Raw genomic sequence first — 13814 nt, 5'->3', positions numbered from 1 at the left:
GCGGTAGAACAGGACCGGATGTCCGCGTGCGGCGTAGTCGAACACGCTCACCAGCGTCGGGTCGAGAAACGCCAGTACGCCACCGGAAACGAAGAGCGCCGTCACCACGAACACCGACGGCATGATCAGACCACCGCGGCGCAACGCCAGATCACCCAGATAGATGAGCAACGGTGCGAGCCAAACCCAATGGTGCACCCAGCTGAACGGCGACACCGCCGTCATCGTGACGCCGACACACACCACCGCGGGCAATTCACGTCCGGACAGCGACAGCCGGCGCGCCAGGTACAGACAGACCGCCGCCATCGCCGCCGCCCCGGCCAGCCACAGCACCTGGTGCGCGCCCGCGACGCCGACCGAGCGGGCGATCATGCCGCGCAGGGACTCGTTCGACAGGTTGGCGGGCTCGCCGACACGGGCCGGATCGATGAACGCGCCACCCCAGAACGTCACCGAATCCTTAGGCAGCACGGCGAAACCGACCGCCACCGTGGCGAGGAAAGCGCCTGCGGCCGTCGCGGCCGCCCGGTAGCGCCGGGTGACGAGCAGGTACAGCACGAAGAAGGCGGGGGTCAGCTTGAGGCCCGCGGCGACACCGGTCAGCACGCCCTTCCAGCGCGACGTGTCGGGCAGTGCCAGGTCCGCGATGACGAGCAGCAGCAGCAGGATGTTGATCTGCCCGAACGCCATGGTCTGCCGGATCGGCTCGCACCACAGCAGCAGCCCGCCGATCGAGGTGGCCGCGACCGCGAGCCGCAGGTCGCGCCGGTAGCCGAGCAGCGACAGCGCCGCCCAGCAGGAGCCGGCCAGCATGGCGAAGTTCCCGAACCCGCCGACCAGGGTGTACAGGTCGCCGTGCAGCCAGCGCAGCGGGACGAACAGCAGGGCGGCGAACGGCGTGTAGACGAACTCCCAGACGCCGCGGGTATTGCCGAGCAGCGGACTGTCATAGACCGAGACCCCGTGACCGACCCGGTCACCGGCGATCTGGTAGACGCTCAAATCCATCAGATGCAGCATCACCTGCCGGTGCTCCAGCACCTGCACCAGGTAATAACCACCCGCGACGAACCCGGCGACGACGATCGCCCACCACACCACCGGTGCGATAGTGCGCGGCTCGTGCTGCTCGGTCCCACCCGACGTCTCGATGTTCTCGATCGTCGATGACGACAAACTCACTCCCAGCGATCGGACTCCGTTTGCGCCACCCCACGGTAGTGGTATCCCGGCGCGCATTCCACCGCGGCCGCCTGGGTATCTCCTGGGAACATTTGTTCAAGACAGGACACCGCGACATCGGCGACAGTAGAGATATGCGCAGCTACGAGGTGGGGACCGTCCCCATGGACCGTGATGTCGAGGACGGCTGGGAGGTCGTGCATCCGACCGCCGAGGCCGCCCTCGACGGCGTGCTGATGGCCGGGTTCCGCGATCGCGCGGGCGCCGGACTGGACCTGCGGGTACTGCCCCAGCCCACCGTGGTCGTCATCATCGGCATCGGCGACACCCCGGTCACGGTGCACGGCGCGGCCGAGTCCCGGGCGCTGCCGAGCTTCGTCGCCACGTTGTCGCCCGGCCCGGCACGTATCCACGGGGATCGCGTCGAATGCGTCGAGGTGCGCCTGTCGCCGCGGGCCGCCTACGGCCTGCTCGGCGTCTCGCCGCGCGAACTGAACGGGTCCGTCACCGGACTCGGGGAGCTGTGGGGAGCGCAGGAGCGGCGGCTGCGCGAGCAACTCGCCGACGCCGCGACCTGGTCGCAGCGGCTGGCACTGACGCGGGCGTTCCTCGTGCAGCGGGGCGCGACGGCGCCGCCCATGGCGCCGGAGGTAGCGACCACGTGGGACACCATCGTCGCCCACCGGGGCCAGATCCGGGTGGACGACCTCGCCGCGTCCTGCGGTTGGAGCCGAAAGCGGTTGTGGGCCAAATTCACTGATCAGATCGGCCTGTCCCCCAAACGCGCCGCCATGCTGGTCCGTTTCGATCATGCCGCTCGCGCGCTGCGCGCGGGTGCGACCGCCGGTGAGGTGGCCGTGACCTGTGGTTACGCCGATCAACCGCACCTGAACCGGGACCTGCTCGCGCTGGCCGGCTGCACGCCGGGCGCGCTGGCCGGGCGGGTGACCTCCGCGGGCTGAGCCACGTCCCGGCTCCCATCCGTATCGCTGCGCCTTCGTACTCCGTTGTGCGCGTTGCCAACCCGAGAAGACAGGAAAACAACCATGCCCGACACCGATGTCCGAGCAACCGAAATCGCCGACCGCGACCTGATCGTACGGCTCGCCTTCGGCAGTTTCGCCGCGCAAACCCTGCGCAGCGCAATCGAATTGAAGATAGTTCCACTGCTCGGCAGCACGCCGCGGCAGGCCGCCGAGGTGGCCGCGGCGGCCGGGACCGCACCCGAACCCACGCTCCGGCTGCTGCGTGCGCTGGCCGGCTTGGGACTGCTGACCGAACACGAGCCGGGTTCATTCACCTCGACTTCCGCAGGGGCGCTGCTCGATCCGGGCAACCCGGAGTCGCTGACGTCGTTCGTCCGCATGTTCACCGACCCGGCGATCGTCCGGGCCTGGGAACATCTGGACGGCAGCATCCGCACCGGTGACATCGCGTTCGACCGGGTGTTCGGCACCGATTTCTTCAGCCATCTCGCCGAACGTCCCGAGCTGTCCGCCGAATTCAATGCGGCGATGAGCCAGGCGGTCGCGGAGACGGCTGCCGCGTTGCCGACAGCGTTCGATTTCGGCCGGTTCCGTTCGGTCACCGATGTCGGCGGTGGTGACGGCACCTTGCTCGCCGCCGTACTGGCCGCGCATCCGGGGCTGCGCGGCGTCGTCTTCGATACCGAGGAGGGTTTGGCCCAAGCACCGAAAACGTTGGCGGACAACGGTGTCGGCGACCGCTGCACGCTCGCCGCCGGCGACTTCTTCCGTGCGGTGCCGACGGGCTCGGACCTCTATCTGATCAAGAGCGTGCTGCACGATTGGACCGACGAACAGGCCGTCACCATCCTGCGGCACTGTCGCGAGGCGCTGCCGCAGGACGGTCTCGTGCTGATCGTGGAACCGGTGCTGCCCGCTGTCGTCGATCCCGCCGCCGACAGCGCCGACGGCGGGATCACCTATCTCAGCGACCTCAACATGCTGGTCAATGTCGGCGGCCGGGAACGCACCCGCGCGGATTTCGCGGACCTGTGCGCGCGGGCGGGGCTGCGGCTCACCTCGGTGACACCGCTGCTCGCGGCCGCGCCCTACTCGCTGCTCGAAGCCGTGGCCGCCGACCGCTGAGGCCAGGTCAGACGCCGGCCGCGCCGCCCTGCATGGCGATGACGAAGCCGCCCTCGCCGTTGGCGTCGGTGCCGGTGTCGAGGACCTTGTCATCCAGGAAGGCGGCGGCCTGCTGGTCGAGGAAGATTCGGGAGCCGTCGGCGTTGAGGACCTGGTCCTGAGCGCCCGGCGCCGCGGCGACCTCGAGCTGCAAGGTCTCGGCGCCGTCGGTGGTGGAGATGCGCAGGCCCGCCTCCTGCGGCGTGCCGTCGGCGGAGGTGATGGTGCGGACAACCTCGATGGCGGTGGGGGTGAGCATCAACATATGTCTGGTTCCTTCCCGCTGTCGTGCGAGTCAGCCGGTGCGGCGGACTCCGGAAACGCAGGCCGACCGTCGACATGCCACAGCGGCGGTCGGCACCGGCGTTCTCTGAGGGGTAGCCATGAGCTGTGCCCCGAAACTTCGATTCTCGAGACACCCGGCATTCCGCCTGCTCGGCGCCGCACTGTGACCCTCGCCGCACCGGCCGAGCCGACGGTCAGCGACCCGGGGCGGACCGCGCGGGCGACGCTCAGTTGACCTTCGGCTGGCTGATCACACACAGCCAGCTGCCGTCGGGCTGCCGGCGCAGCACGTCCACGGTGATCTCGCCGTTGGGCCACTGATGCGCGCTCAGTGCGATATCACCCATCACCAGCGGTTGCTGTCGCGCACCGATCTCGAAAACCGGTCCGGTGGCGAGGAATTGCGCGTAGGCCTCGCGGATCGCCGGGATGCCACTGACCACCGGACCACCGGGTATCGCGAGTACGGCGTCGGGTTCGTACAGCGCGGCCAGTCCTGCCGCGTCCCCTGCCGCCACCAGTTCGACGAACACGTCGATCACGTCCTCCGGCCGCGAAATGCCCACCCGGCTCTCGATCTCACTCATGTCCGCCAGCGTCGCAGACCCGCCGCAGGCCGCGCGAAAACCCGCACAGCCCTTGTCAACTCCGCTGAGGCACGGCCCCTCCCCGATAGCCTCTGGGCCGCGACAGGAATTTCAGCTATGTTTCAGCTACCAGAAGAACTGCCCGACTCGACGCCCGAGCATCGTTTGATCCGATCGAGGAGTGTGCATGAACATCACCGCAAAGCTGGCGGGGATCGCCGTCGCGGTCGCCGCGGCACCCCTGCTGAGCACGACATCGGCGCAGGCCGTCACCCCCGACACCGTCTACTTCAGCTACGGCGACGAGGTGGACTGCGCGATCACCGCCGACGGCATCGTCGGCTGCGATGTGACACCGAATCGCGTGCCCGCCGTCGCGGTGGGCGACACCTGGTTACCGCTGCCGGTCCCGATCAATCAGGTCATCATCGACCAGCCGGAACTACCCGCCCATCCAGGCGTCACGCCCAAGGCGTTCACCCTGCCGGGCGGAAATCCCCCGATGAGCGAGGTCAAGACCGGTGCAGGCTACGCCAGTATCGAGGTCGCGCACGGCGGCGCAACCTGCGTCGCGACCGGCGGGCACTACTCGGGCCCCGGCCTTTCCTGCACCGCGAAAGGCCACGCCTTCTCGCTCTACGCCACCGGCGGCGGCTTCCGGTCCGGCGTCCTCATGAGTTGAAGCACGACGGGTCAGCTGTCACGTAACGGTTAGTGTTTCGAAACTGCTGAGATTTCGTATTTGCTAGCATCCGAAAATGACCGTGCCGCTCGGGCGTCGTGCGCGTAAGAAGGCCGCGACCCGCCAGAATATCGCCGATACCGCGCTGCGACTGTTCTCCGAGCGCGGGTACGACGCGGTCGGCATCCGGGACGTGGCGGCCGAGGCCGATGTGGCCGTCACGACCCTCTTCTCACACTTCGCCTCGAAAGAGGCCTTGGTCTTCGAGCGGGACGACGACTTCGAGCAGCGCCTGCTGCAGGCGGCCACCAACCGGCCGGCGGGCGAAACGCTCATGCACGCGCTGCGTCGCGAAATCCACGCCCTGGTGCAGCACTGCACCGGGCCGGACGTCGCGCTCATCTGGAAGATGATCGACGACTCGGCCGCCCTGCGGGAGTATGAGAAAACGATGCGGCTGCGGCACGCGGAGTCGCTGGCCACCGCCATCGCCACCGACCTCGGCCTGTCCCGGACGCCGGTGGCCTGCCGGACCATCGCCAGGTTCGTGATCGACGCCTATTCCGTGGCCCGTGAGGCGCCCGATCCGGCCGCCGCGGTGGACGAGATCTTCCAGATGATCGAGGCCGCCTGGAGCGTCGCCGAATTCAGCTGAGCCGGTGCCACAGCGCCAGTTCGGAGTGCAGGTCGCGCAGGGCGGCATGCACCGATCGGTAACTCTCGTACAGGCCACGCAACCGACCCACCGGAGCCGCCGGAGCGAACGACCGGTCCACCGCGACCGCCGCGCGCGCCGCCGCGGTCACGTCCGGGTAGATGCCCGCGCCTACGGCACCCAGCAGAGCCGCGCCCAACGCCGCGCTGTCGGGTACCCGCAATCGTTCGACCGGACGCTCCAGCACGTCGGCGTGGATCTGCCCCCATAACGCGCTGCGCGCCCCACCACCCGAGAACGTCACGCTGGGAATCTCGAATCCGCAGGCGGTCTCGACGGATTCGAGCACGTGCCGGGCGGACATCGCGACCCCGTGCAGCACCGCGAGCGACATATCCGCCGTCGTTGTCGCCGAACTCATCCCGAGAAAGCTCGCGCGAACCTCGGCGTCCCACAACGGCGCCCGTTCACCCGCCAGATAGGGCGTGAAGAGCACGCCGGGCGCGCCCGCTGCGGCCGATTCGAAGACTTCCGCCGTACTCAGCCCGGACACCTGGCTCCACCAGCGCACGGCGTCCCCGCCCGCCTGTGTCGGCCCGGCATGGACATACAGTCCGGAGCGCGGCGGGAAGGTGACGATCCCGCCCGCCGGGTGCGCCTGCGCGGCAGCCCCCGCGACGACCAATGACGTTCCGCACGAGACCATTCCGCGCCCAGGCTCGGTGGTACGGGTGCCGAACACCGCACTGTAGGCGTCCATCGTGCCCACCACCACGTCCGCGCCGTCGACCCGTCCCACCGTGGCCTCCGGAGCCAGGATCTCCGGCAACCGCTCTTCGAGTCCGTCGACGAGCGCCACCGCCTCGGCCAGATATCCGTCCGGCCCGGCCACCCGTACCGCCGCCAGCAGATCCGTCGCGACCCGCCCGGTCAGTTTCGCGGCGACGAAATCCTTGGGCCCCAGCACCCAGCGCGTCCGCGCCCACAGGTCCGGGTCGGTGCGCGCGAACCATTGCGCCCGCGCGCCGACGAACGACGCGTCGAGGGTGATCGCGGATCCCCAGATCCGCACCTTGTCCGCATCGTCGAAGCGGGCGTCGAATTCCCGGGCGATCTCGGCACAGCGCTGGTCCTGCCAGATGATCGCCGGTGCCAGCGGCGTCAGCCGATCATCCACGCACACATGGGTATTGACCTGACTGGCCAGCCCGATCGCCCGCACCGCACCCGCGGGCACCGCCGACAGCACGGCACGCATCCCGTCGACACAGCCCCGCCACCAGTCCATCGGATCCTGTTCGGCCCAGCCGGGTTTCGGCCTGCTGATCGGGTACGGCGTCGTATGCGCCGCCACCTGCGCTCCGGCCGCGGTGAACGCGACCACTTTCACCGCAGTAGTACCGATGTCGATGCCGAGCAACAACGCACCCGACGTTCCGGTCTCCGCTACCGCAGTGCTCATCCCCGCAGTCTCGCAGAGCGCGCGGATGCCGTGTGCAATCGGCAGCGCCTGCTGACCGCGGCGCGGGCGTCGATCGCGGAGGTGGGGGTCGACAAGGTCACCATAAACGGCGTGGGCGCCCGTTTATCGACAAGGCTGTTGGGTAGCTGCCCGATATGGGCTTATCGACACGTCATCTGAGTCCGAGCTGGTGGATCGAAGCGCCCATGACCGCGGTGTCCGGGGCCTTGCGGCGCAACGGATTGCAGGCGGCCGGCATGGTGGGTCAGCTCGCCGTCGCGCCGCTGCAGGCGGTGCAGACCGTGACCGACAAGGTGGCCGACACCGGCCGGCTGCGCGACGAGCTGGCGACTCTGGTCGATCCGCATCCGAAGCGCAGCCAACGACGGGTGGCGGTGCACGACGACCGCGCCACCATCGAAGTACGCGGACTGGACAGCGCCAAAGCAGGCACCGTCGCGCGGACCCTGGACCGGCAGTTGCGGGGGCTCACGGGTGTGCGCTGGTGGCAGGTGAACGCGGTGACCGGCCGCGTGGTCGCCACCCTCGCCCGCGGCGCGGCGGACCTGCCGGAACTGCTCGCCGCGGTGGAACGGGTCGAACGGGCCACCGAGGTCGCCGGCCACGACTGGGATCGCGCTCGCGACCACCCGGCGGACCGGGAACCGCTGCTGGCGGCCGGTATTCAGGTGGCGGGTGAGATATGCGCGATCGCGATCTCGATGGCGGGAGTCGCGCCGCCACTGCGCCCACCCTTGCGCGCGGCGCGCGCCCTGGCCTCGATCGCCGAGACCCAGCCCCGCGTCCGTGGCCGGCTCGAGCAATGGCTGGGGCGGACCCGAACCGATCTCGCGTTGACCCTCGTCTCGGCGGTCGGCACCGCCCTCGGCGAGCGCGCGACCGACGGGATACCCACGCTGCTGCTCGACACGGCCCAACGCGCACTGCTGCTGGCGGAAGCGATCACGCGCCGCAGCACCTGGCAGAGCTGGGAAGCCGAACTCGTCAACCGCGATCATCCCGGTGTCGCCGAGCCGTTGCCGCCGTATGCGCGCCCGGCCGACCTGCCACCGGGCCCGATCGAGCAGGTCGCCGACGAGACCGGCTCGGCGACTTTGCTCGGCGCCGCCGCCATGGCCACGCTCGGCGATACCGGTGACGCCGTCAACGCGCTCGTGCTCGGTGCGCCGAAAGCCGCGCGCGGCTGCCGCGAGGCGTACGCCGCGACGGTCACCATGCAGTTGGCCCGCGCGGGTGTATTGACGCTCGACCCGATGGCGTGGCGTCGGCTCGACCGGGTCACCGCGCTGCTCATCGAGGGCGAGACCTTGCTCACCGAACGCCGAGTGGTGCTCGATGCCGAGTCCACCGACCCGGACTGGTCGATCGTGGACGTATGGAGTGCCGCGCAGCGCTTGCTGTGGTCGCCACCGAAAGACAGCGGCCCGCCCACGCGATCCGGGTCGGCGGATTCCGCCGCGGCACGCCTGGTGCACCCGAAGAGCGGGACGCCGGATCGCGGTGCCACCGTCCGTCCGGCGCGCCGGGAGTTGCGCGTGGGCGATCGCTGTGTCGGGCGGGTACGCGTCGGCCGTGAGCCCGACCCGCAAGCGCATGCCCTGCTGAGCATGGCGCGCCGCGCCGGGCTCCGCGTGACACTCGCAGCGAACGGGGACGCGGCCGAATTGCGTTCGCTCGTAGACGAATTCGTGCCCTCCAGCGCCTCGCTGAGCAAGCGGGTGCACGAGTTGCAAGGCGACGGCCACGTGGTCGCCGTGCTCGGCTCCCACTCGTACAAGGCGCTCGCGCGGGCCGATGTGGCCATCGGGCTGCTCGACCTCGCGCATCCGCGCAACCAAGCACCCTGGACCGCGGATGCTTTGTGCCGCAACCTGAGTCAAGTCCAGCGGGTGGTGGCGACCATCCCGCCCGCCCGTCAGGTCAGCGCGCGCGGCCGATCGCTGGCACTGTCGGCGTCGGCACTCAGCGGGCTGCTGCTGGCGGTGTCGCCCCGATCGCGCACCTCCCCCATGGCGGGCGCGCATTTCCTCGGTCTCGTGCACGGCTCGTTCACCGCGGTCCGCGCACTGCGCACACCGGTGCCGCCGTCCCCGCCGGTCCTGTTGCCCTGGCACGCACTGCAACCCGAAGAGGCACTGGCCAGGTTGCCGCACCCGACACCGGTGGCCGACCGCGCACCGGCCGCACCCGGTGCGCCGGCCGGCGGCGTGGCCCGCACGACCACCTTTCTGCGGCATCTGCGCACCGAACTGGCCGACCCGTTGACCCCGATCCTCAGCGTGGGCGCCGTCGCCACGGCAATCCTCGGTTCACCGTCCGACGCGATACTGCTCTCCTCGGTGCTCGCGGTGAATGCCGTCGTGTCCGCGCGGCAGCGGCAACGCGCGGAGTCAGCGCTGCATACCCTGCTCGATTCGGAAAGCCTCACCGCCCGGGTGCTCGACCGGGACGAGGCGCGCGCCGCGGCAGTCGGCGAAACCCGTTTGCTCGCCGGGCAACTCGAGGTCGGCGATGTACTCGTCCTCCGCGCGGGCGAGGTGGTGCCCGCCGATGCGCGGCTGCTCGAGGTCGACGATCTCGAAATGGACGAGTCCGGGCTCACCGGTGAATCGGTCACGGTGCAGAAGCAACGGACGGCCACGCCGGGCGCGGCGCCGGGCGACCGGGCCTGCATGGTCTACGAAGGCAGCACGGTGGTGAACGGTGCCGGGCGCGCCGTCGTCGTCGCGGTCGGCGCCAACACCCAGGTCGGCCGGGCGAGTGCGGGTGTGCAAGCACCCGAAAAAGGCGGTGTACAAGCGCAATTGCGCGAACTGACCGACCGGGCGCTGCCACTCACCTTGACCGGCGGGGCCATTGTCAGCGCGCTCGGCGGGATCCGCGGCCGCACGCTGCGGGGCGCGATCGCGGACGGGGTGGCCGTGGCCGTCTCGGCGGTACCGGAAGGACTTCCGCTGGTGGCCACCGTCGCGCAATTGGCGGCCGCGCGGCGGCTTTCACGCTACGGGGTGCTGGTGCGGGCGAGCCGCACCGTCGAAGCGCTCGGGCGGGTGGACACCCTCTGCTTCGACAAGACCGGCACCCTGACCGAGGGTCGTTTGCGCTTGACCAAGCTCGCCGATCTCCAAGCACTATGGGATGCCGGGTCCGAAGCCGAGGCCGCCCGCCGGCTGTTGCGCGCCGCGGCCCGGGCCTGTCCTGATGCGAGCGCGGGGCCGGTCACCCATGCGACCGACCGCGCGGTCCTGGCGGCCGCGGCAGCCATCGACGACGGCAGCTGGCAGCCGATCGATGAGATCCCGTTCGACTCGAACCGCGGTTATGCCGCGGCGCTCGGAAACACCACGCGCCGTTTGCGATTGGTGGTCAAAGGCGCGCCCGAGGTGGTGCTGCCGCGCTGCACTCGGGTGCATGCGGACCAGAGCAGGCCGTTCTCCGGAGAGCTGCGGGCGCAGGCCGACGCGGCGGTACGCGATCTCGCCGAGCAGGGGTTGCGGGTCCTGGCCGTCGCCCACCGCGACCTGTCCGCCGCACCCGACGAGGTCGAGGACGCGGTCGGCGAACTCACCCTGCTCGGGTTCCTCGGCATCGCCGACACCCCGCGTCCGCAGGCGCGCCCACTGGTCACCGCCTTGCAGGACAACGAGATCAGCGTCCGGATGATCACCGGTGACCATCCGGTGACCGCCGTTGCCGCGGCGCGGCAGCTGGGCATCGCCGTCGAAACCGTGGTCACCGGCGCGGATCTGGACCGTTGCGACGAGACCGCGCGAGCGGAATTGATCGAGCGCAGCACCGTTTTCGCCAGAGTCGACCCGGAGCAGAAGGTCCGGATCGTCACCGCGCTGCGCCGCAACGGCCACGTCGTCGGCATGACCGGCGACGGCAGCAACGACGCCGCCGCGATCCGCAGCGCCGACATCGGAATCGGTTTGGCCGCACAGGGTTCCACCGCCGCCCGCAATGCCGCCGACCTGGTGCTGACCGACCCGGACCCGACCGCGATACTGCACGCGATGGTGGAAGGGCGCGGGATGTGGCGGCGCATCACCGACGCCGTCGGTGTACTGGTCGGCGGCAACGCGGGCGAAGTCGCGTTCACCCTCTTCGGTACCGCCGTCGGCGGCCGCGGTCCGCTCGGCACGCGCCAATTCCTGCTGGTCAACATGCTCACCGACATGTTCCCCGCGCTGGCCCTCGCGCTGGCGCCGGACCACCGCGACGTCGACCCTGACGACACCAGCGCCGCGGTGCGGACCCGGTCGGCACAGCTCGCCGAAATCCCCAGGGCCAGTATCGGTGACGATCTGACCCGGATGATCGCGACCCGCGGCATCGCCACGGCCAGTGGCGCCTCGCTCGCGTGGACGATCGGCCGCTACACCCCGGGCAGCGAACGCCGGGCCGCCACCATCGGACTGGTCGCGCTCATCGGCACACAGCTCGGGCAGACACTGGTCTCCGGGTACCACAGCCCCCTGGTCTGGTTGACCACTGCCGCCAGCGCGGGCGTCCTCGGCGCCGTCGTGATGACGCCAGGCCTCTGCACCTACTTCGGCTGTACGCCGCTGGGACCGTTCGGCTGGACCATCGCGACCGGCTCCGCCGCCGCGGCGACCCTGGGCGCAACCCTGCTACCTGCGCTGTTACCCGGCGCGGACCGCCGCTGCGCCGCGGCCAACGAGAACGACGATGTTGCGGCGACGGCTCGACCGCGGTTTCGGACCCACCCCTCCGGGTAACGACTACTCGCCGCGGCGCTGCCGCGGTGAACCACTCCATCGAGATCGACGACGATCAAAAAGGAGAGGATCCACATGTCTTTACCGAAGCTCGGTATTTTCGCTGCCAGCGCAGCCGTACTCATCGCACCGCTGGTCGTGGCGCAACCAGCCACGGCGCAACCGATCGGCGGCTGGTGCCCGGCGAGCACGATGACCTTCGACATCAATCCGCTCGGTATGAACACCGTGCCGGCGCGGGCCGGTTTCAACGCCGATATCGGCGGTTGCACCGGCACACCCAGCTCCGACGTCGCCTTCCGCAGCCAGTTCACCGGCAACGCCAGTTGCAACGACGCTCTCGGTCACCTCGAAGGCACCTTGCAGTGGGCCAACGGGGAAACCAGCCGTGTCGCGGGACAGTGGCATGTGCCGGGCGGTAACCCCGCGGCCGCCGCCACCAACGTCCTCAACATCATGGACGGACCGGGCGCGGGCGGGCGATTGCACGTAGACCAGGGGCCGGTGGACAGTCAGCCGCTGGTCGGCGCGTGCCTGAACGGGACGATGCAGAACGGTCGCATCCCGGTCAGCAGTTTGCATTTCAATTGATTTACGATCCAGAAAGCGATGTCGTTGAAATGCGAGCCGGTCGGGTCGGCTAGGCGCGCACCGACTCCCGCGCCGACCGGTACGTCGTAGACCGGGCGCATTATCGACGCCCCGCGTCCGACCGCGCGGTCGACGGCCTGCTGCGCGTCCGGCACCGAATCAGCCGTTGCACCTGCGCGATCTTTCCGACGACGGCTCGACCAACAGGGTGACGTATCACCCAGGAAATCATCGAGCGCGGCGTCTGATCCGCGGAAACGCCGGACGCCGGGTCGAAACCGCTGGGGAGCGGAATCGACCCGGCGTCCGGGTGGGGCGAGTGTCAGGTCGCCGACTCGAGGGCGGCGGCGGCCTTCACTGCGAATCGCCGATTATCAGGGCAGCACCTGCGGGATCACGGCCGGTGCGACGGCACCGAGGATCGCGCCGATCACCGCGGCGAACACCACGTAGCTGATGCCGCTGGCAACGATGCAGGCGAAGTAGCCGATGACGAAGACGATGATGGCGGGAATGCACAAGATCGCGGCGATGCCGAGACCGGTGAGCGCGCCGGCCGCGAGACCGTTGGCAACCGGGTCGTGGTTCTGCGCATCCGGGTTGGTCGCGATGGGCTTCAGGTCGCCGGCGGCGACCGTCTTCACCTCACCCTCGACCTCCTTGGTCACCTGCGGGGTGACGACCAGGGTCTTCCCGTCCGGGGAGATCTGCGGCGCCAGCGAAATCGTGTTGCCCGCAGCCGTCTTCATCGTCATCGGGAACTCGGTGACCTTCGCACCCGACGCGGATTCCACGTTCACCGCCGACGAATCCGCGGTCAAGGTGAACTTGCCGCTGTTCAGCTCGGTGGAGATGGACTTGAGGTCAGGGGCCGTCGTGGTCTTGAACTCGACACCCTGCTCGTTGCCGGTCGCCGTCAGGCTGTCGGCCCACCGCGTCTGCTGCGCGGTGTAGTCGGTCGCCGACGCGGTACCCGCGCTGGCGAGCGTAGCCACTACCGCGAAGGGCAGGACCGCAGCGGCAAGAACCTGGCGACCCGCGCGCGTGACACTCTTATAGAACATGTATTTCTCTCCCGCCCCCGATCACCACGGAACGCCCTGTCCCCCAGTCGAATCGAAGCGTTGATCTAGATCGAACGAGTTATTCATATCCGACGATCCGCACAAAACCGAAAAATGTGACGAGCGCCACGTTTGAGCCCTCTCGCGGCCCCCTACTTTCCGGGGCACGGCCCGTCGAATGGGCCGCTATGAGCGTGGTCGAAGGCCCCCCACAAGCCCGCCCCGCACCCGACGCGAATCATGCACCTTGAGCCACGCACAACGAGTACTTGCAGCTGAAATCCGAAGACCCCGGCCCACCGGACCACATGCCCACTGCAGTGCCGGGGAATGGTTTCGCCGGCGTGTTCTGCGGTATGCGAGGAGTGCTGCACGATTCCGTCGGGAGTT

At 69.4% G+C, this 13814-nt stretch carries 10 protein-coding genes and 1 pseudogene; 6 read left to right on the top strand and 5 right to left on the bottom strand.

The genetic code is table 11. The annotated features are described in order from the left end of the window. Positions 1-219: 219 nt before the first annotated feature. Positions 220-1011 (bottom strand): annotated as a pseudogene (locus TY25_RS44120) (glycosyltransferase 87 family protein); the annotation flags it as partial. 308 nt (positions 1012-1319) lie between these two features. On the opposite strand from TY25_RS44120, the gene TY25_RS18810 reads away from it, so the two are divergent. Both TY25_RS18810 and TY25_RS18805 read left to right on the top strand, forming a co-directional pair. After that, positions 1320-2147: a helix-turn-helix domain-containing protein gene (locus tag TY25_RS18810; protein WP_042257925.1), complete on the top strand. Its 828-nt coding sequence runs from the start codon at positions 1320-1322 to the stop codon at positions 2145-2147. 84 nt (positions 2148-2231) lie between these two features. Continuing rightward, positions 2232-3296 (top strand): methyltransferase, encoded by a 1065-nt coding sequence (locus tag TY25_RS18805; protein WP_042257923.1) that lies wholly within the window; start codon positions 2232-2234, stop codon positions 3294-3296. A gap of 7 nt (positions 3297-3303) precedes the next feature. Here TY25_RS18805 and TY25_RS18800 read toward each other — a convergent pair whose 3' ends face one another. Together TY25_RS18800 and TY25_RS18795 are read right to left on the bottom strand one after the other, a co-directional pair. Further along, on the bottom strand, positions 3304-3600 hold the full coding sequence (locus tag TY25_RS18800; RefSeq protein WP_014988125.1) for a hypothetical protein: 297 nt from the start codon (positions 3598-3600) through the stop codon (positions 3304-3306). A gap of 247 nt (positions 3601-3847) precedes the next feature. After that, the gene (locus TY25_RS18795; RefSeq protein ID WP_029903918.1) at positions 3848-4207 is read right to left on the bottom strand and encodes a YybH family protein; all 360 of its coding nucleotides are present in this window, start codon (positions 4205-4207) and stop codon (positions 3848-3850) included. 187 nt (positions 4208-4394) lie between these two features. Between TY25_RS18795 and TY25_RS18790 the strand changes: the two genes are divergently transcribed. Then, entirely contained in the window at positions 4395-4889 is a 495-nt protein-coding gene (locus TY25_RS18790; protein WP_042257920.1) for a hypothetical protein, read from the top strand. A 76-nt stretch (positions 4890-4965) separates the two neighbouring features. After that, a complete protein-coding gene (locus TY25_RS18785; RefSeq protein ID WP_042257918.1) occupies positions 4966-5544 on the top strand; it encodes a TetR/AcrR family transcriptional regulator in 579 nt (192 codons plus the stop codon). Here TY25_RS18785 and TY25_RS18780 read toward each other — a convergent pair. Continuing rightward, positions 5537-7006 (bottom strand): xylulokinase, encoded by a 1470-nt coding sequence (locus TY25_RS18780; RefSeq protein WP_042257916.1) that lies wholly within the window; start codon positions 7004-7006, stop codon positions 5537-5539. The genes TY25_RS18785 and TY25_RS18780 overlap by 8 nt on opposite strands. Positions 7007-7212: 206 nt before the next feature. On the opposite strand from TY25_RS18780, the gene TY25_RS18775 reads away from it, so the two are divergent. Beyond that, a complete protein-coding gene (locus TY25_RS18775; protein WP_052383057.1) occupies positions 7213-11769 on the top strand; it encodes a cation-translocating P-type ATPase in 4557 nt (1518 codons plus the stop codon). Between the two features lie 75 nt (positions 11770-11844). Further along, entirely contained in the window at positions 11845-12360 is a 516-nt protein-coding gene (locus tag TY25_RS18770; RefSeq protein ID WP_042257914.1) for a hypothetical protein, read from the top strand. Positions 12361-12734: 374 nt separating this feature from the next. On the opposite strand, the gene TY25_RS18765 is transcribed toward TY25_RS18770, so the two are convergent. Beyond that, entirely contained in the window at positions 12735-13424 is a 690-nt protein-coding gene (locus tag TY25_RS18765) for a DUF8020 domain-containing protein (protein ID WP_042257912.1), read from the bottom strand. Positions 13425-13814 lie beyond the last annotated feature (390 nt).

Origin of the sequence: Nocardia brasiliensis NBRC 14402 (assembly GCF_000308475.2) — a bacterium.
Taxonomy (GTDB): Bacteria; Actinomycetota; Actinomycetes; order Mycobacteriales; family Mycobacteriaceae; genus Nocardia; species Nocardia brasiliensis.
Note: the sequence above shows the minus strand (reverse complement) of the source record. Positions and strands in the feature narration are given on the sequence as shown.

What these genes read in the sequence shown, in the direction of transcription:
- TY25_RS18810 (WP_042257925.1), top strand. Translation starts at nt 1,320, where the DNA reads ATGCGCAGCTACGAGGTGGGGACCGTCCCCATGGACCGTGATGTCGAG.
- TY25_RS18790 (WP_042257920.1), top strand. Translation starts at nt 4,395, where the DNA reads ATGAACATCACCGCAAAGCTGGCGGGGATCGCCGTCGCGGTCGCCGCG.
- TY25_RS18795 (WP_029903918.1), bottom strand. Translation starts at nt 4,207, where the DNA reads ATGAGTGAGATCGAGAGCCGGGTGGGCATTTCGCGGCCGGAGGACGTG.
- TY25_RS18805 (WP_042257923.1), top strand. Translation starts at nt 2,232, where the DNA reads ATGCCCGACACCGATGTCCGAGCAACCGAAATCGCCGACCGCGACCTG.
- TY25_RS18780 (WP_042257916.1), bottom strand. Translation starts at nt 7,006, where the DNA reads ATGAGCACTGCGGTAGCGGAGACCGGAACGTCGGGTGCGTTGTTGCTC.
- TY25_RS18800 (WP_014988125.1), bottom strand. Translation starts at nt 3,600, where the DNA reads ATGTTGATGCTCACCCCCACCGCCATCGAGGTTGTCCGCACCATCACC.
- TY25_RS18765 (WP_042257912.1), bottom strand. Translation starts at nt 13,424, where the DNA reads ATGTTCTATAAGAGTGTCACGCGCGCGGGTCGCCAGGTTCTTGCCGCT.
- TY25_RS18775 (WP_052383057.1), top strand. Translation starts at nt 7,213, where the DNA reads ATGACCGCGGTGTCCGGGGCCTTGCGGCGCAACGGATTGCAGGCGGCC.
- TY25_RS18785 (WP_042257918.1), top strand. Translation starts at nt 4,966, where the DNA reads ATGACCGTGCCGCTCGGGCGTCGTGCGCGTAAGAAGGCCGCGACCCGC.
- TY25_RS18770 (WP_042257914.1), top strand. Translation starts at nt 11,845, where the DNA reads ATGTCTTTACCGAAGCTCGGTATTTTCGCTGCCAGCGCAGCCGTACTC.